Below are 16,525 nucleotides of genomic sequence, written 5' to 3' on the forward strand. Positions count from 1 at the left end.
GGCGTTCAGTCTCATTCAGACGCCGGACACGCCATGCATCCAGCCTTCGCCCTGTTGCGCGCCATCGGTCCATGCCGCCCCGCGATTACGCCGCGAGACGGCCTTTCCTACTGCAACGCCGCACTCTGAAATGTCTTTTGCCTGACATTTCGCAGCGGAACGATGCGCGCTGTCAGGCCAGCGCGCGTGAGGCTTCCCGCACCTTGCGGGTCGACTCATCGACAGACCGCGTCGCTTCCGCGATGTCGTTCATGTTGGAGTTGATGTCGGTGACGCCTTTCGCAGCAACCTGCATGTTGGCCGAAATGCTCTGCGTCACGGACGCCTGTTCCTCCACCGATGCCGCGATCGCCGCCGAAATTTCGTTGATGCGGGAGATTGTCTGCGTGATCGCCTCAATGACATTCACGGCGCTGGTTGTGGTGCCCTGAACCTCGGCGATTTGTGCGCTGATTTCGTCGGTTGCCTTAGCGGTCTGGGTCGCGAGACTTTTGACTTCCGATGCCACCACCGCGAATCCCCTGCCCGCATCGCCGGCTCGCGCCGCCTCGATGGTGGCATTGAGCGCAAGCAGGTTGGTCTGCTCGGCGATGTTGTTGATGAGCTTGACCACATCGCCGATCTTCTGTGCAGCTATCGCAAGACCCGACACGATGGCGCTTGTCTCGTTGGCCTGCTGGACCGCCTGCAGCGAGATGCTGAGTGCGTCCGCAGCCTGACGGCTGATTTCACCGACAGAGGCCGCAAGCTCCTCCGCGCCGGACGCGACGGCCTGCATGTTGGACGATGTCTGCGTCGATGCGCTCGCTGCCGATGTCACCCGCTGTGACGTTGAAGTGACGGCTTCCGTAATCTGCCCCAGATCGATATCGATGGATTTCTGCACCTCGCCGCGGCGCAGACGGTCTTCAACCTGCGCCGTGGTGTCGGTGGCAAACTTGACCACCTTCGCGAGTTTGCCGTCAGCGCCCCGGATCGGATTGTAGGACGCCTGAATCCAGATCACCTTGCCGCCCTTGCCGACGCGTTTGTATTCGGCCGCCTGATAGTCGCCGCGGCGCAGCGACTCCCAGAATTCGCGATAGGCGGAGCTGTCCCGGTACCGGGATTCCACGAACATGCCGTGGTGTTTGCCCTGGATCTCCTCCAGCCGATAGCCGAGGGTCTTGAGGAAGTTCTCGTTCGCAGTGATCACGGTGCCGTCGAGGTTGAATTCGATCACCGCCTGCGACTTCTGAATGGCCGCGATCTGGCCTTCGTAATCGGCGCTCCTCAGCTTCTGCTCGGTAATGTCGGAGGCGAACTTGACCACCTTGTACGGTTTGCCGCCGCGATCCAGCAGCGGGTTGTACGAGGCCTGGATCCAGACCGGCCGGCCGCCCTTGGCGACGCGCGCAAACTCGCGGGCCTGGTATTCTCCCCTGCGCAGGGCATCCCAGAATTCGCGGTATTCCGCCCTCTCGCGAACTTCGGGGTCGACGAAAATGCTGTGATGCTTCCCCTGAATTTCGTCCAGCCGGTACCCCATGGCATTCAGGAAATTCGGATTGGCCGTCACGATTGTGCCATCGAGGTTAAATTCGATGACCGCCTGAGATTTACCGAGTGCGTTAAGCTTCGACTTAAGCTCTTGAGAAGACTTGAACAATTGCATTGTCTGAGCCCTTTCTAGGTGGTATCCAGAAACCTTAGGGCGAACTTATTAACCAAGCTCTAGCGGCTTGCAGATGCATCTCGCCTGTGAATTGTATTTTTGTGCTCCTTCTAAGGATACGGGTACAAGCAGCAGCTCCATCCCCCGGGACGTCCCTCGCCCGCACCGTTGATGCGACAAACCACCGTCACCCTTGCCTCGTCGCACTCCAGGGGATGTAATTCGCGACAAGCTTCCGGGATCAACCACGGAAGCGGCTAAGGGGAGACGCGCGATGCACGGCACGCTGGATCTTGCGCAAAGCTCCGAGCAGACGGCAGCGCGCGACAAGGCCTATTCGACCCCCCTCGCGGATTTCAATCCCGGCGACCCCGATCTTTTCCGCAACGATACGTTCTGGCCCTACTTCGAACGGCTGCGGAAAGAAGACCCGGTCCATTACTGCAAGGACAGCCAGTTCGGCGCGTACTGGTCCGTCATGAAGTACAACGACATCATGCATGTCGAGACCAATCATCAAATCTATTCGTCGGAATCGAGCCTCGGCGGAATCACCATTCGCGATGCGCCGCCTGAATTTCGCCGTCCGATGTTCATCGCCATGGATCAGCCAAAGCACAGCGCGCAACGCAAAACCGTCGCACCGATGTTCACGCCCACCCATCTCGACCAGCTCGCCGGCACCATCCGCCAGCGCGCCGCGCAGTGCCTGGATGCGCTGCCGCGCAACGCCACCTTCGACTGGGTCGACCGGGTTTCCATCGAACTGACGACCCAGATGCTTGCAACCTTGTTCGATTTTCCGTGGGAGGATCGCCGCAAGCTGACACGCTGGTCCGATGTCGCCACCGCCCTGCCCGGCAATACCGAGATCATCGCATCCGAGGATGCCCGGCAGGCCGAATTGCAGGAATGCGCCGCCTATTTCTCCAGGCTGTGGAACGAGCGGATCAACGCCGCGCCGAAAAGCGACCTCATCTCGATGATGGCGCATGCAGAAGCGACCCGCGACATGGACCCCAAGACGTTTTTGGGAAATCTGATCCTGCTGATCGTCGGCGGCAACGACACCACCCGTAACTCGCTCTCCGGCGGCCTATACGCGCTGAACCAGAATCCGGATGAGTATCAAAAGCTGCGCGACAACCACGCCCTGGTCGACAGCATGGTGCCGGAAGTCATCCGCTGGCAGACGCCGCTGGCGCATATGCGCCGCACCGCGCTGCAGGATACCGAGTTGCGCGGCAAGACGATCCGAAAGGGCGACAAGGTCGTGATGTGGTACGTCTCGGGCAATCGTGACGACGAGGTGATCGAGAATCCCGATAGCTTCATCATCGATCGCGCCCGGCCCCGTCAGCATCTGTCGTTCGGGTTCGGCATCCATCGCTGTGTTGGAATTCGCCTAGCGGAATTACAATTGAAAATCGTTTGGGAGGAAATTCTCAAGCGCTACGACAACATCGAAGTGGTGGAGCCGCCGCATCGGGTGTATTCCAGTTTCGTCAAGGGCTACGAGACCCTTCCGGTGCGGCTGGCGTCATAGCAAAGCCGCATCCGGCAATAAGAATTCGAGCGTCAGACACGCCGTGAAAATTGGTCCTGGGGATAAGGAAGCGAACGATGCACGGAACGATCAGCATGGCCCGCGACGAGCGCCAGAAGGCCGCACGCGAGAAGGCCTATTCGATGCCGCTCTCGGAATTCCACCCGGGCGCTCCTGAGCTGTTCCGGAGCGATACGCTGTGGCCCTATTTCGAGCGGCTGCGCAAGGAAGAGCCGGTGCATTACTGCACGACCTGCCCGGTGGGCGATTACTGGTCGGTGACCAAATACAACGACATCATGCATGTCGACACCAACGCCGCGATCTTTTCGTCGGACATCAAATATGGCGGTATCAACCTCCGCGACATGGGCGAGGACTATCAGTGGCCCAGCTTCATCGCGATGGACGAGCCGAAGCACGGCCCGCAGCGCAAGACCGTGCAGCCAATGTTCACGCCGGTGCACCTCGACCGGCTCTCCCTTCTCATTCGCGAGCGTTCGGCGGAGATTCTCGACAACCTCCCCCGCAACGAAACCTTCAACTGGGTCGATCGCGTCTCCATCGAACTCACCACCCAGATGCTGGCGACGCTGTTCGATTTTCCGTGGGAAGATCGCCGCATGCTGACGCGCTGGTCTGATCTTTCGACCGCGTTGCCGAAAAGCGGCATCTACGAGAGCGAGGAACAGCGGCTGCGGGAGCTCGGCGAGTGCGCCGACTATTTCATCCGGTTGTGGAACGAGCGCGTCAAGAACCCCGGCAACGACCTCATTTCAATGATGGCGCATAGCGACGCGACACGTCACATGAACCGCGACGAACTGCTCGGCAACCTCATCCTGCTGATCGTCGGCGGCAACGACACCACCCGCAACTCGATGAGCGGCTCGGTGCTGGCGCTGAACGAAAATCCTGACCAGTACGACAAGCTGCGCGACAACCATGCGCTGATCGACAGCTTCGTGCCTGAGGTGATCCGCTGGCAGACGCCACTGGCGCACATGCGCCGCACGGCGCTGCAGGACACCGAACTCGGCGGCAAGCTGATCAAGAAGGGCGACCGCGTCGTGATGTGGTACGTCTCCGGCAACCGCGATAGCGACGCAATCGAAAACCCGGACAGCTTCATCATCGACCGCGCGCGGCCACGCACGCATATGTCGTTCGGATTCGGCATCCATCGCTGCGTCGGCATGCGGCTGGCTGATTTGCAACTCAAGATCATCTGGGAAGAGATTCTCAAGCGGTTCGACAACATTGAAGTCGTCGGTGAACCCAAGCGGATCTACTCGAGCTTCGTGAAGGGCTACGAGGAACTTCCGGTTCGCATCAACGCCTGACCCTCGCTTTGCTGACCCGTTGCCAGCAGGGCAGCGAATGTCAAATCCACTCCACTAGCTGCGCCACGGATGCAAATTCGGAATATGGCTGCGCGTCCCAAACCGCTGGAACACAGGCTGGCGATCTGCCAAACACATTCCCATGACACATCAAGAGCAAGATTTTTCCGACATCCGCGAATCCGTTGCAAAGCTTTGCGCGCAATTCCCCGGCGAGTACTGGCGCAAGCTGGACCGCGAGATGGCATATCCGAAGGAATTCGTTCAGGCGCTGATCGACGCCGGTTACCTCTCGGTGCTGATCCCGGAAGAGTACGGCGGCTCTGGCTTGAAGCTTTCGGCGGCCGCCGCGATCCTTGAGGAAATCCAGCGCGCCGGCTGCAACGGCGGCGCCACCCACGCCCAGATGTACACCATGGGCACGCTGCTGCGGCACGGCAGCGAAGCACAGAAGTCCAAGTGGCTGCCGCGGATTGCCAGCGGCGAATTGCGGTTGCAGGCTTTCGGCGTCACGGAACCGACCAGCGGCACCGACACATCGTCGCTCAAGACTTTTGCAAAGCGTGAAGGCGACCGCTACGTGGTCAACGGCCAGAAGATCTGGACCAGCCGCGCCGAATATTCCGACCTGATGATTTTGCTGGCGCGCACCACGCCGAAGGAACAGACCGCCAAGCGCACCGATGGCCTGTCCGTTTTCATTGTGGACATGCAGGAAGCGAAGAAGGCCGGCGGACTGACCATCCGGCCGATCCGCACCATGATGAACCACGCCACCACGGAAGTGTTCTTCGACAACATGAAAGTGCCCGCCGAAAACCTGATCGGCGAGGAAGGCAAGGGCTTCCGCTATATCCTGTCCGGCATGAATGCGGAGCGCATTCTGATCGCGTCGGAATGTGTCGGCGACGCCAAGTGGTTCATCAAGAAGGCCAGCGACTACGCCAAGGAGCGTACCGTCTTCGGCCGACCGATCGGCCAGAACCAGGGTATCCAGTTTCCGATCGCCAAGTCCTACGCCAACATGCGCGCTGCCGAACTGATGGTGAGGGAAGCCACCCGGCTCTATGAGGCAGGCAAGGACTGCGGCGCGGAGGCCAACATGGCCAAGATGCTCGCCGCCGATGCGTCGTTCGAGGCCGCCAACGCCTGCATTCAGACCCATGGCGGTTTCGGCTTCGCCGAAGAGTACGACGTCGAGCGGAAATTCCGCGAGACGAGGCTTTATTCGGTCGCGCCTATATCGACCAACCTGATCCTGTCGCATCTTTCCGAGCACGTGCTCGGCATGCCGCGTTCGTATTGAGAGACGCCGATGCTGCCGCTTGAAGGACTAACCGTCGTTGCCGTCGAGCAGGCGGTTGCCGCCCCGTTCTGTACGTCGCGTCTGGCAGATGCGGGAGCGAACGTCATCAAGATCGAGCGGCCGGAAGGCGACTTCGCTCGTGATTATGATGCCGCTGCGAAAGGCCAGAGCAGCTATTTCGTCTGGCTCAATCGCGGCAAGAAATCCGTCGTGATCGATCTGGCAACCGACGACGGGCGCCAATCTCTCGAGAAGCTGATCGCCAGCGCCGACGTGCTTGTGCAGAATCTCAAACCCGGCTCGATGGACAAGCTCGGATTTTCCCGCGAGCGGTTGCTGAAGGACTATCCCGCGCTGGTCTCCTGCACCATCAGCGGTTACGGCGACGACGGCCCCTATGCCCGCCGCAAGGCGTACGATCTTCTGATCCAGGCGGAGTCGGGATTGTGCTCCGTGACCGGCGGGCCCGAAGCGCCTTCGCGTGTCGGCGTGTCGATTGTCGACGTCGCAACGGGCGCCGCCGCCCATGCCGCCATTCTCGAAGCGCTGATCGCGCGCGGGCGAACCGGCAAGGGCCGGGACATCCGCATCTCGATGTTCGACGTGATGGCCGACTGGCTCACCGTGCCGCTGCTGAATGCCGAGAACGGCAACCCGCCGAAGCGCATGGGTTTGGCGCACCCGTCGGTCGCGCCCTACGGCGTATTTCACTCCAAGGACAACAACGAAATCCTCATCTCGATCCAGAGCGAGCGTGAATGGAAGGTTTTCTGCGCCAAGGTGATCGGCATGCCGGATCTTCCGAACGATCCGCGCTTCGGCAGCATGGTGGAGCGGGTCAGAAACCGCAAACTGACCGACGACACGGTTGCCGCTGCCTTCGCTGAACTGACGCGCGATGAACTCATGAAACGCCTCGCCGAGGCCGACATTGCCTTCGCCGAAGTCAACACGATGGAAAGTCTTTCATCGCATCCCCATCTGCGCCGCATCGATGTCGATTCACCGAACGGGGTGGTGAGTTATCCCGCGCCGGCAGCGATCATCGTTGGCGAGACACGGACTTACGGGGCGATCCCGTCGATCGGCACGCATAGTGTCGAAGCTGCATTGAAGGCGAGCAAGACATCATGACCGCAAAACCCGACATCGATCATTTGCGCCAGTGGATCGGCCGCACCCAGGAAGCGTCCGACGTCATCACCGTTCAACTGGTGAAGGGCCTGCGCGCGACGCTGTTTCTCGACATCGGCAATCCGGTTGAAGGCGACGCGGCGCCACTCACAACGCACTGGTGCCTTGCGCAGCCGGTCGTGCCGATGAGCGAAATCGGGACGGACGGCCATCCCGCCCGCGGCGGATTTCTGCCGCCAGTGCCGCTGCCGCGCCGGATGTGGGCCGGCGGCCAGATCGAATTCATCGATCCGCTGCGGGTCGGCGATACGGTCACGCGCGCGTCGCGCATTTCCGACGTGACGATGAAGACCGGCAGCACCGGCGCGCTGTGTTTCGTGTCTGTGGACCACACGATCACGACGCCGCGCGGCATCGCCATCCGCGAGCGGCACGATATCGTCTATCGCGATATGCCCGCGGCAGGCGAAAAGCCCGCCGCATCACCCGCACCTGCCCCGGCGGGAAAGATACGCGAAACTCACATGGCCGATCCGGTTTTGCTGTTTCGTTATTCGGCACTGACCTTCAATGGCCATCGCATTCACTACGACCGCGATTACGTCACCAGGGTCGAGTTCTACCCCGGCCTGATCGTGCACGGGCCGTTGCAGGCGTCGCTGCTGATCGAATTCGCCGCACGCCAGCGCGGCGGCAAGGCGCCCGCGAAGTTTGTCTATCGCGGCGTCAATCCGCTGTTCGACGGCGCGGAATTCAGCGTCAACGGCAACGAGATGGACGGCGGGCTGGAGGTCTGGACCGCGAACGCTGCCGGCGCTCCGACCATGAAGGGTACAGCGAACTGGTAGCGCATGTTCGTCATTGCGAGCGAAGCGAAGCAATCCACTCTTGAGGCCTAAGCTGGATTGCTTCGTCGCTCCGCTCCTCGCAATGACGGTGGAGAGAGCGCGATAGCCCTACTTCTTGAACGCCTCGCGCAGACCGGCCTGAATCTTGGCCATGCCGCCGATCCAGCGATCGTAATTGTCGGTCTTCTTGCGCATGTAATCGATCACCTGCGGATGCGGCAGGATCAGGAAGGTTTCGCGGTCGATGCCCTCCAGCGCGGACTTTGCCACATCCTCGGGCATCAGGTTGCCATCGCTGGATTGCGGACCCTTCGGCAGCCCCTTCAGCATGTTGGTTTCAACCCCCTGCGGGCAGAGGATCGAGACCCGGATGTTGTGCGCCTTGTGTGAAATCGCGAGGTTTTCCGCAAAGCCCACGGCGGCATGCTTGGTGGTCGAGTAGGCGGCGCTGCCGACCTGCGACAACAGTCCGGCGGCTGAAATCGTGTTGAGGAAGTATCCGCCGCCCCGCGTCTTCATACGCGGGATCAGATGGCGCGCCGCATAGACATGCGCCATGACGTGGATGGCCCAGCTTCTGGCCCACGGTTCGTCCGAGGTGCCGCCAGCGTTTTCCGACAGCGGGTCGAACCCGCCGCCGATGCCCGCGTTCGAGCAAAACAGATCGATGGGACCGAACTGCCTTTCTGTTTCCTCGATAACACGGAGAATGTCGCTCTCCTTGCCGACGTCGCAGGCGAACGATGCGCCGCCGATTGAGTCGGCGACTGTCTTGGCCCGCGCGCCCTCCAGATCGGCGACCACGACCTTGGCCGCGCCCTCGCGATGAAAGATTTCACACAGCGCCTGGCCGATGCCATTCGCACCGCCAGTGACGACAACGACTTTTCCAGCAACTTTCATGTGAAGATTTTAGGCGGGAAACGGCGCCGGATCAATCGACTCAGCCGTCATTGCGAGCGGAGCGAAGCAATCCAGTGCAACAAAAGGAGAGCTGGATTGCTTCGTCGCAAGCGCTCCTCGCAATGACGAAGTAAACCCTCAGGCCGCGACCAGAACCATGTCGAGTACCGCCGTATAGTGCAATGCGGCGGCGAGCAGCACGAAGGAATGCCAGATCGCATTCTGAAACCGCAGCCGCTCCCAGGCATGGAAGATCACGCCGAGCGAATAGATCAGCCCGCCCGCCGCGATGAACCAGAGTGTCGAGGTCGGCAGCGAGGCCACAAGGCTGTCATAGGCGATGACGCCACTCCATCCCATGGCAAGGTAGAGCCCGACCGAGAGACGATCGAACCGCCCGGGAAGGAAAATCTTGAGCGCGATGCCCGCTGCCGCGACCGACCAGACGCCGATCAGCAGCACGGTCGACATGAAACGGTCGTGCATCTGCGCCAGGAACGGCGTGTAGGTGGCCGCGATCAGAATATAGATCGCAGAGTGATCGAACCGGCGCAGCAGCCATTTGGCGGGTGAAACCGGCCACAGATTATAGGTTGCGGACAGGCCAAGCATCGCAAGCAGCCCGGCGACGTAGACCGATACCGATATGATTTCCTTGGTCGAGGCGTAAAGAGCGGCGGTGACCACGAGGGCCGTTGCAGCGATCAATCCGAAGGCGATGCCGAGCACATGGACCACACCGTCCGCGATCAGCTCGGCGCGGTCGTAGTCCCAGCGGACCACGCCGCCGTCCGCGACACGATCATAAGAGCTGAGCTGCTTCAACCGGAAGATCGTCATGCGGCGCTGTCCGACAGGCGTGTGGCGAATTCGGCGACAGGAGGTAGAATAGCAGCCGTCAACGCGCCCTGAAAGATCGTGGGATCACGATTCATGTCGGGGCTGAAACTTGAATTTCGTCTGGTAATCTCCAGCTTCATAACACTGTCGTATGGCACTTTATTTTGCGTCATTGCCCCCTCAGTCCGATAAAGTCTTGATGGAATTATGGCACCCAGCTTTTCGGACATCGTCGAAGACACCCGCCTCTCCATTCGCTCCCTGATCGAGTATGGCGAAAGCCTGTTCAACCCCACCGTGCGGCTTGGGGTCACAGGCCTGTCACGCGCGGGCAAGACCGTCTTCATCACCGCCCTGGTTCATGGCCTGTTGCGGGGCGGCCGCTTTCCGGTGTTCGAGTCTCTGGCGACGGGGCGCATCGCCCGCGCCCGGCTCGAACCGCAACCCGACGATGCCGTCCCGCGCTTTGCCTATGAAGGCCACGTCCGCACCTTGATCGGGGACCGGCGCTGGCCTCACTCGACCGTGGATATCAGCGAGCTGCGCCTCGTGATCGAATATCAACGCCAGAACGCTGCGACGCGCACATTGACGCTCGATCTGGTGGACTATCCGGGCGAATGGCTGCTCGACCTGCCTCTGCTGAACAAGAGCTATGAGCAGTGGTCGGCGGAAAGCCTCGCGCTGTCCCGCCGCGAACCGCGCGCAAAACTGGCGGCGCAGTGGCACACCCATCTGGCAACTCTCGATGCGAACGGGCGCGAAGACGAGCAGGCGACGCTGACGGCTGCCAAGCTGTTCACCGACTATCTGCGCGCCTGCCGCGACGAGCGCTTCGCCATGAGCCTGCTGCCGCCCGGCCGTTTCCTGATGCCGGGCAATCTCGCGGGATCGCCCGCGCTCACCTTCGCACCGCTCGACGTCCGGCAGGATGGCACTGCGCCGGACGGCTCGCTGTGGGCGATGATGCGGCGACGTTATGAAGCCTACAAGGACGTGGTGGTGCGGCCGTTCTTCCGCGATCACTTCACGCGGCTCGATCGGCAGATCGTGCTGGTCGATGCACTGGCCGCGTTCAACGCGGGGCCCGAGGCGCTGAAGGATCTCGAAGGCGCGCTGTCCGGCATTCTCGATTGCTTCAACATCGGCCGCAGCACGTTCCTCAACACGCTTTTCCGTCCGCGCATCGACAAGATCCTGTTCGCCGCCACCAAGGCCGATCATCTGCATCATTCCAGTCACGACCGGCTGGAAGCGATCCTCAAACGCATGGTCGAGCGCGCCGCCTCGCGGGCGGAATATGCTGGCGCGGGCGTGGATGTGGTCGCGCTCGCCGCCGTGCGCGCCACAAGAGAGGCACTGGTGCAGCAGGGCCGCGAGAAACTGCCCTCGATCCTCGGCACGCCCGAGGAAGGCGAGATGTCCGGCGACGAAGTCTTCGACGGCGAGACGGAGGTGGCGACTTTCCCCGGCGACCTTCCAGCCAAGCTCGATGACCTGTTCAGCGGCGATGGTACGTTCCGCGGCCTGTCCAACACCGCATCCGACCAGACGGACTTCCGGTTTCTGCGATTTCGTCCACCCTTGCTCGCCCGCGAGGGTGGCGAAGAGCCCGCCCTGCCCCATATCCGCCTCGACCGTGCGCTTCAGTTCCTGATCGGAGACAAGCTGCAATGAGCGACAAGCCGCATCACCGCAAGCCGGCGGCGTTCAAGCTCGACGATCCCCGCGTTATCCTGATGGATGCCGAGGATGATCCCTCACGCCCGGCGCGCGGCAAGGTCCACATCACACCGGAAGCCGACCCCGCGCAGCTTCCCGTTGTCATCGACGAGCCTGCCGTACCAGCCCGCAAGGGCTTCGGCTGGGGAGGCGTGTTCTGGACGGCGCTCGGCGGACTGGTGGTGCTCGGCCTTGGCCTCGGCATCTCCAACCTGGTCGAGGACCTGTTCAACCGCAGCGCCAGCTTGGGCTATATCGGGCTTGTGTTTGCCATCCTCGCCGTGGTGGCGCTGGTGGTTATCATCGCGCGCGAAGTGCTGAGCCTTGCGCGGCTGGAAACCATCGAGAAGCTGCATGCGCGGGCGAATGCCGTGCTTCTGAACGACGACCGCAAGGAAAGCGACGCCATCGTCCGCGACCTGCTCAAGGTTGCGCACGACAATCCGAAGCTCGCTCGCGCCCGCGCCGCGCTTGAAGAACATGGCCGCGACATCATCGACGGCGCAGACATGGTGCGGCTTGCGGAACGCGAGTTGATGACGCCGCTCGATCAGGAAGCGCGGCGGCTGGTGTCCAGCGCTGCGCAGCGCGTGTCCCTCGTCACTGCGGTCAGTCCGGGCGCGGTGATCGACATGCTGTTCGTGTTCGCAGCGGCGCTGCGGCTCGTGCGGCAACTGGCGCGGCTCTATGGCGGGCGGCCCGGCATGCTCGGCATGATCCGGCTGATGCGCCACGTGATTGCGCATCTGGCGCTGACCGGCGGCATGGCCGCCAGCGACAGCCTGATCCAGCAGATGCTCGGGCATGGCATCACCGCGAAGCTGTCGGCGAAACTCGGCGAAGGCTTGCTCAACGGGCTGCTCACCGCGCGGCTCGGCCTTGCGGCCATCGACGTGACGCGGCCGCTGCCGTTTGAAGCGCTGCCGCGCCCGGTGCTGTCCGACCTCGCCAAGGACCTGCTCCGCCGCGCCGGAGGCGACGATCAGAAATCCTGAGCGCAGTTATCAGTTCAAGAGCCGCCATTTATAGAACGGCGAGTCCGCAGGCGGTGACAGGTCGGGCGTCCATCCCGTGATGGTCTTGAACGCGAAGGGCTCAATCACCACGCCACGCCATGTCCGATCCGCCTGTCCAACAAGCCGTAACACCGCCGGCGTTTTTGTCTCGATCACATTGCCATGGTTCGGCGCGCTGTCGACGTAGAGTCCGATACCGGATTTCATCGCCGCGCTTGATGAATCCCGAAAGCCGATGAAACGGCTTCTCTCGTTGACCTGCACAACGGGGATGCTGTCCTTGAGATGCCAGCGCAGCTCCGCGTAGATCCGGTAATCGAGCGTCGCGATCCACGTTGCGCCCACCTGATCCGCCGTCGCCTTCGCCCGTCTGGCGATCTCGCCGTAACCGGCTTCCTTCGCTATCGGGTCCTTGGTCGCGGCGAACGCGAAACTGCTGACCGCGTAATAATAGAAAATCGCGACGTTCAGCACGATACCCAGTGCAATCGCGGCCTTCGCCCATGGCTCAGCGGTGCGATAGATCCAGCTTGAGCGCCTTTCTTTTTCGATCTCGGCAAGGTTGATCGCCGCAGCGGCAAAGGCGAACGGCCAGATCAGCATCGGCCAGGTGTCGCCGATCCGCAGCGACAGCGACTTCCATAGAAAATAGGAAAACGGCACCAAAGCACAGGTCGAGATCAGAATGAATGCCGGATCTCGCCGCCGATAGCCCCGCCATGCCAGTATCATTGTTCCTGCCAGCGCCACCGGAAACAGGATCGGGCCGACCAGCGCAAACTGAAGCCCGAGGAAATCGCCGACGGTTCGCGCCGAGATGCCATGGTCCGCCCCGGCGCGGATGAACTGGAATTTGAACGATGCCCAGTCGTGCTGCCAGTTCCAGATCAACACCGGCGAAAACACCGCCAGTGCGATAACGACCGCCGTCCATGGATAAGGACTTCGTAGCCAGCGCCAACGCCACGTCGGCACCAGCATGAACGCCAGGATGGCCGGCGCGAAGAATATGGCCGTGTACTTCGACAGCAACGCCAGCCCGCCAAACAACCCGGCAGCCAGCCACCAGCGGCCATCGTTGCTTTGCGTCAGCCGTACCAGCGACCAGACCATGGCCAGCGAAAACGGGATCAACGCGACGTCGGGCAAAATGCGCGACGCGAACAAGCCGTATTCGGGAGCCGCGAGCGGCATCAGCACCGCGAGAACGACCGCGCGGCGGTCGCGCGTCAGCCGCCAGACGATGTCCGCCAGAAGCGCCAGCGCGATCCACATCGCAGCCAATCCGCCGAACCGCGCGCCGAAATTGGTATCCCCGAAGATCGCGGTGCCGATGCGTACGACCCACGCGATCATCGGCGGATGATCAAGGTAGGACAGCACGTTTTCCTTCGAGAGCGTCCAGTAATAGGCCTCGTCCGTGCGCAGGTCGGCTGTCGCGGCATAGACCACCTGCAATGTCACAAGAACGGCAATCGCGATGACTGCGGCAAGCATGGCGCGCGAGGTCAGACGGTGCTCTCCTGCGATGCCGGTAATGACGGACTTCTCCATGCGGGTAGCTTTTCTGCGACTGCACCGATGAAGTCAAACCGGCCCTCCGGCGATTACTGCCTAAAAGGCGGAAGCGCGATCGCCCGCCCATGGCGCCGCGACGATAACTTCGTTAGAATTTCAGGGCCTCCGGGCGATCCGGGTGCATCGTGCATCATTGTTTTCAGTCGAGCCTTTACTGCATGGCCGAAACTGCCGCTTCGCCTCTTTCCCGATTCCTGCGCGGGATCGGAATTCGTCAGGTGCGGCTCGTCACCGGCCTTATCCTGTTTGCCTATCTCATCAGCCATTTCGCCAATCATGCGCTTGGCAACGTCTCGCTCGGCACAATGGATGCGGCCCTCCACTATCATGCGATATTCTGGCAGAACTGGCCCGTGCTCATCGTGTTTTATGGCGCGGTGCTGACACATCTGGGTCTCGGAATCTGGGCGCTCTACGCGCGCCGGCAATTTCGCTGGACCGCCATCGAACTGACGCAGCTTGTTTTCGGCCTCAGCATTCCGGTCTTTATCATCAGCCATGTGGTCGGGGTACGCATCGCAGCCCCCCTGTTCGGCCACGAGAAGCACTATCCGCAGGCCGTCTTCGCCTATTGGGTGTTCCGTCCGTACATGCAGTGGACGATGTACGCCGTGCTGCTGGTGTCATGGGTGCACGGCTGCATCGGCATCTATTTCTGGGTCAGGGGAAAGCCGTACTTCCGAAAAATATCGTCGCTCCTGCTGGCTCTCGCCGTGATCCTGCCGACGCTGTCCCTGCTCGGCCTCTATCAGGCCGGCCGCGCGGTCGAACGCGCGAGCGCCGCACCGGAATGGCGGGCGGACAATCTTTCGCGGGACAAGGTCGGGACCTCCGCCGAACAGGCCGTGCTCGAACGGATCAGTTCCACCATGCTTTATGGATATTTCGGGCTGATCGGGCTCACCCTTGCCGCACGCGGCGTCCGCGCGCTGCTGGAACGACGCCGCGGCCTCGTCCGGCTGTCTTACGGCAGCGGCAAAACGGTGCGCGTCCCGATCGGCCTGAGCGTGCTGGAAGCGAGTACCCGCTTCAACATTCCCCATTCCAGCGTCTGCGGCGGCCGGGCGCGTTGCTCCACCTGCCGTATCCGCATTATCGGCGATTGCAGTGCCTTGCCCGAGCCGTCGAACCGCGAAATCTTCGTGCTGGACCGCGTCGGCGCGGGCGGCGATCCCGCCATCCGTCTCGCCTGCCAGTTACGTCCACGCACAGACGTGTCCTTCTTCCAGATCTTTCCTGCGCATACGGCAACGTCATCGGCCGCAACCATCAAGCCTGCACTGCCGGGACGAGAGCGTTACGTCGTCAGCATGTTCGTGGACATGCGGGGCTCGACCAAGCTCGCAGAGCAGTTGCTGCCGTTCGATACCGTCTTCATCATCAACCGCTTCCTGACGGCGGTTTCTCAGGCCGTGGTCGAATGCGGCGGACAGCCGAACCAGTTTGTCGGCGACGGACAACTGGCGCTGTTCGGACTTTCGACCAATCCGCAAACCGCCTGCCGGCAGGCCATCGAAGCCGCTTCACGGATCGCGATCCATGTCGATGCACTGAATGAATTTCTCGGCGACGACGTGCCGGAGCCGCTGCGCTTCGGGATCGGCATTCATGGCGGCGAGGTCATCATCGGCGACATTGGTTCCGAGGAGCACACGGTGTTCACCGCGCTCGGCGATTCCGTAAACGTCGCCGCGCGGCTGCAGGACATGACCAAGGCCCTGTCCTGCGAGGTCGTGGTGTCCGAGGACGTCCTGAAAACCGCCCGCCTTGCCGCCGGCGACCTGCCGCAAATCGAGGTCCCGATCCGCGGCCGGGTCGAACCGCTGGTGGTCTACACGGTCGAAAAAGCCGGAATGCTGTCGGATTTGGCCGCCGATTTCGCAGTTGCAGCAGCGTAAATCCGTCAGATTCGCGCAAAGTTTGAGCGAAAGCGGCTGCCGCAAATGCCATTTTCGCTATCAAGGCTCAAACTTACCGCGTATCGTGCGCGCCGTTGGACACGCCCATCCGCGGGGTTCGACGTTATGTTATCGGTCTTACCCTCTGGAGACTACGGAATGGCTAAAGGTACTGTGAAGTGGTTCAACCCGACCAAGGGCTACGGATTCATTCAGCCCAGCAATGGCGGCAAGGACGTGTTCGTTCATATCTCGGCAGTTGAGAAGGCAGGTCTTTCGACCCTCAACGAGGGACAATCGGTCGAGTACGAAGAAGTCGCCAACCGCGGCAAGACGTCGGCGGAAAATCTCAAGGTTTGATAGGAAGGTCCGATTCAGCAGAACTGGATCGGACCTTTGCTAACTCTGCGACGCGTGACCGGTCCCTTCTGAGATCAACCCCAAGGGCCACGTTGTCTGCCCCAGGGCTCACCCGAGCTGCTGGACGAAGCTGTCGGCGCGGTTGCGAAGCCCCCGCGCGGCCCGAGTTCGCCAGCAAGGCGCTGCAACTCACGGACACGGTTCTCGGTCGACGGATGGGTCGAGAACAGATTGTCCATGCCCTGACCCGACAACGGATTGATGATGAACATGTGCGCGGTCGCAGGACTGCGCTCCGCATCCATGTTCGGAATCTGGTGCGCGGCGTTGTCGATCTTGACCAGCGCCGACGCCAGCCACATCGGCTGACCGCAGAT

At 61.7% G+C, this 16,525-nt stretch carries 15 protein-coding genes (1 of these 15 running past the window's edge); 9 read left to right on the plus strand and 6 right to left on the minus strand.

The genetic code is table 11. The annotated features are described in order from the left end of the window. Positions 1–172: 172 nt before the first annotated feature. On the minus strand, positions 173–1,654 hold the full coding sequence (locus BN32_RS21825; protein WP_019195886.1) for a methyl-accepting chemotaxis protein: 1,482 nt from the start codon (positions 1,652–1,654) through the stop codon (positions 173–175). Positions 1,655–1,928: 274 nt separating this feature from the next. Here BN32_RS21825 and BN32_RS21830 point away from each other — a divergent pair, with 274 nt between their 5' ends. From BN32_RS21830 to BN32_RS21850, 5 genes are all read left to right on the plus strand, one after another. Further along, positions 1,929–3,200 carry a cytochrome P450 gene (locus BN32_RS21830; protein WP_019195885.1) on the plus strand — a complete coding sequence of 424 codons (1,272 nt, stop codon included), beginning with the start codon at positions 1,929–1,931 and terminating at the stop codon, positions 3,198–3,200. Between the two features lie 77 nt (positions 3,201–3,277). After that, positions 3,278–4,543: a cytochrome P450 gene (locus BN32_RS21835; protein WP_019195884.1), complete on the plus strand. Its 1,266-nt coding sequence runs from the start codon at positions 3,278–3,280 to the stop codon at positions 4,541–4,543. Positions 4,544–4,685: 142 nt separating this feature from the next. Further along, on the plus strand, positions 4,686–5,849 hold the full coding sequence (locus BN32_RS21840; protein ID WP_019195883.1) for an acyl-CoA dehydrogenase family protein: 1,164 nt from the start codon (positions 4,686–4,688) through the stop codon (positions 5,847–5,849). Positions 5,850–5,858: 9 nt separating this feature from the next. Then, entirely contained in the window at positions 5,859–6,983 is a 1,125-nt protein-coding gene (locus BN32_RS21845) for a CaiB/BaiF CoA transferase family protein (RefSeq protein ID WP_019195882.1), read from the plus strand. Then, the gene (locus tag BN32_RS21850; protein WP_019195881.1) at positions 6,980–7,831 is read left to right on the plus strand and encodes an HTD2 family dehydratase; all 852 of its coding nucleotides are present in this window, start codon (positions 6,980–6,982) and stop codon (positions 7,829–7,831) included. The genes BN32_RS21845 and BN32_RS21850 overlap by 4 nt, the downstream gene beginning before the upstream one ends. Positions 7,832–7,939: 108 nt before the next feature. Here BN32_RS21850 and BN32_RS21855 read toward each other — a convergent pair whose 3' ends face one another. The 3 genes from BN32_RS21855 to BN32_RS26990 all read right to left on the minus strand — a co-directional run bounded on the left by BN32_RS21855 (position 7,940) and on the right by BN32_RS26990 (position 9,747). Further along, positions 7,940–8,734, minus strand: a complete 795-nt coding sequence (locus BN32_RS21855) for an SDR family oxidoreductase (protein WP_019195880.1) — start codon at positions 8,732–8,734, stop codon at positions 7,940–7,942. A gap of 138 nt (positions 8,735–8,872) precedes the next feature. Further along, entirely contained in the window at positions 8,873–9,574 is a 702-nt protein-coding gene (gene trhA, locus BN32_RS21860; protein ID WP_019195879.1) for a PAQR family membrane homeostasis protein TrhA, read from the minus strand. Next, the gene (locus tag BN32_RS26990; protein WP_156947010.1) at positions 9,571–9,747 is read right to left on the minus strand and encodes a hypothetical protein; all 177 of its coding nucleotides are present in this window, start codon (positions 9,745–9,747) and stop codon (positions 9,571–9,573) included. Before BN32_RS26990 ends, trhA begins: the two co-directional genes overlap by 4 nt. 34 nt (positions 9,748–9,781) lie before the next feature. Between BN32_RS26990 and BN32_RS21865 the strand changes: the two genes are divergently transcribed. Together BN32_RS21865 and BN32_RS21870 are read left to right on the plus strand one after the other, a co-directional pair. Further along, entirely contained in the window at positions 9,782–11,251 is a 1,470-nt protein-coding gene (locus tag BN32_RS21865) for a YcjX family GTP-binding protein (protein ID WP_019195877.1), read from the plus strand. Continuing rightward, a complete protein-coding gene (locus BN32_RS21870; protein WP_019195876.1) occupies positions 11,248–12,291 on the plus strand; it encodes a YcjF family protein in 1,044 nt (347 codons plus the stop codon). Before BN32_RS21865 ends, BN32_RS21870 begins: the two co-directional genes overlap by 4 nt. Before the next feature lie 9 nt (positions 12,292–12,300). Here the strand turns inward: BN32_RS21870 and BN32_RS21875 are convergent, their stop codons facing one another. Then, on the minus strand, positions 12,301–13,866 hold the full coding sequence (locus tag BN32_RS21875) for a glycosyltransferase family 39 protein (RefSeq protein WP_019195875.1): 1,566 nt from the start codon (positions 13,864–13,866) through the stop codon (positions 12,301–12,303). A gap of 182 nt (positions 13,867–14,048) precedes the next feature. Here BN32_RS21875 and BN32_RS21880 point away from each other — a divergent pair, with 182 nt between their 5' ends. Both BN32_RS21880 and BN32_RS21885 read left to right on the plus strand, forming a co-directional pair. Further along, the gene (locus BN32_RS21880; RefSeq protein WP_019195874.1) at positions 14,049–15,788 is read left to right on the plus strand and encodes an adenylate/guanylate cyclase domain-containing protein; all 1,740 of its coding nucleotides are present in this window, start codon (positions 14,049–14,051) and stop codon (positions 15,786–15,788) included. A gap of 159 nt (positions 15,789–15,947) precedes the next feature. After that, positions 15,948–16,148 carry a cold-shock protein gene (locus BN32_RS21885; protein WP_006021915.1) on the plus strand — a complete coding sequence of 67 codons (201 nt, stop codon included), beginning with the start codon at positions 15,948–15,950 and terminating at the stop codon, positions 16,146–16,148. A gap of 74 nt (positions 16,149–16,222) precedes the next feature. On the opposite strand, the gene htpX is transcribed toward BN32_RS21885, so the two are convergent. Further along, positions 16,223–16,525: the 3' portion of a zinc metalloprotease HtpX gene (htpX, locus tag BN32_RS21890; RefSeq protein WP_040427198.1), read on the minus strand. 624 nt of this gene lie beyond the right edge of the window; only the last 303 of its 927 coding nucleotides appear in the window; the start codon falls outside the window, past its right edge; it ends in the stop codon at positions 16,223–16,225.

Source organism: Afipia birgiae 34632, from assembly GCF_000308295.2.
GTDB classification, from domain to species: domain Bacteria; phylum Pseudomonadota; class Alphaproteobacteria; order Rhizobiales; family Xanthobacteraceae; genus Afipia; species Afipia birgiae.

Bases quoted from the DNA above. Each gene is read 5' to 3' on its own strand.
- BN32_RS21875 (WP_019195875.1), bottom strand. From the start codon at position 13,866: ATGGAGAAGTCCGTCATTACCGGCATCGCAGGAGAGCACCGTCTGACC.
- BN32_RS21880 (WP_019195874.1), top strand. From the start codon at position 14,049: ATGGCCGAAACTGCCGCTTCGCCTCTTTCCCGATTCCTGCGCGGGATC.
- BN32_RS21870 (WP_019195876.1), top strand. From the start codon at position 11,248: ATGAGCGACAAGCCGCATCACCGCAAGCCGGCGGCGTTCAAGCTCGAC.
- BN32_RS21885 (WP_006021915.1), top strand. From the start codon at position 15,948: ATGGCTAAAGGTACTGTGAAGTGGTTCAACCCGACCAAGGGCTACGGA.
- BN32_RS21835 (WP_019195884.1), top strand. From the start codon at position 3,278: ATGCACGGAACGATCAGCATGGCCCGCGACGAGCGCCAGAAGGCCGCA.
- BN32_RS21855 (WP_019195880.1), bottom strand. From the start codon at position 8,734: ATGAAAGTTGCTGGAAAAGTCGTTGTCGTCACTGGCGGTGCGAATGGC.
- BN32_RS21850 (WP_019195881.1), top strand. From the start codon at position 6,980: ATGACCGCAAAACCCGACATCGATCATTTGCGCCAGTGGATCGGCCGC.
- BN32_RS21830 (WP_019195885.1), top strand. From the start codon at position 1,929: ATGCACGGCACGCTGGATCTTGCGCAAAGCTCCGAGCAGACGGCAGCG.
- BN32_RS26990 (WP_156947010.1), bottom strand. From the start codon at position 9,747: ATGACGCAAAATAAAGTGCCATACGACAGTGTTATGAAGCTGGAGATT.
- trhA (WP_019195879.1), bottom strand. From the start codon at position 9,574: ATGACGATCTTCCGGTTGAAGCAGCTCAGCTCTTATGATCGTGTCGCG.
- BN32_RS21845 (WP_019195882.1), top strand. From the start codon at position 5,859: ATGCTGCCGCTTGAAGGACTAACCGTCGTTGCCGTCGAGCAGGCGGTT.
- BN32_RS21825 (WP_019195886.1), bottom strand. From the start codon at position 1,654: ATGCAATTGTTCAAGTCTTCTCAAGAGCTTAAGTCGAAGCTTAACGCA.
- BN32_RS21865 (WP_019195877.1), top strand. From the start codon at position 9,782: ATGGCACCCAGCTTTTCGGACATCGTCGAAGACACCCGCCTCTCCATT.
- BN32_RS21840 (WP_019195883.1), top strand. From the start codon at position 4,686: ATGACACATCAAGAGCAAGATTTTTCCGACATCCGCGAATCCGTTGCA.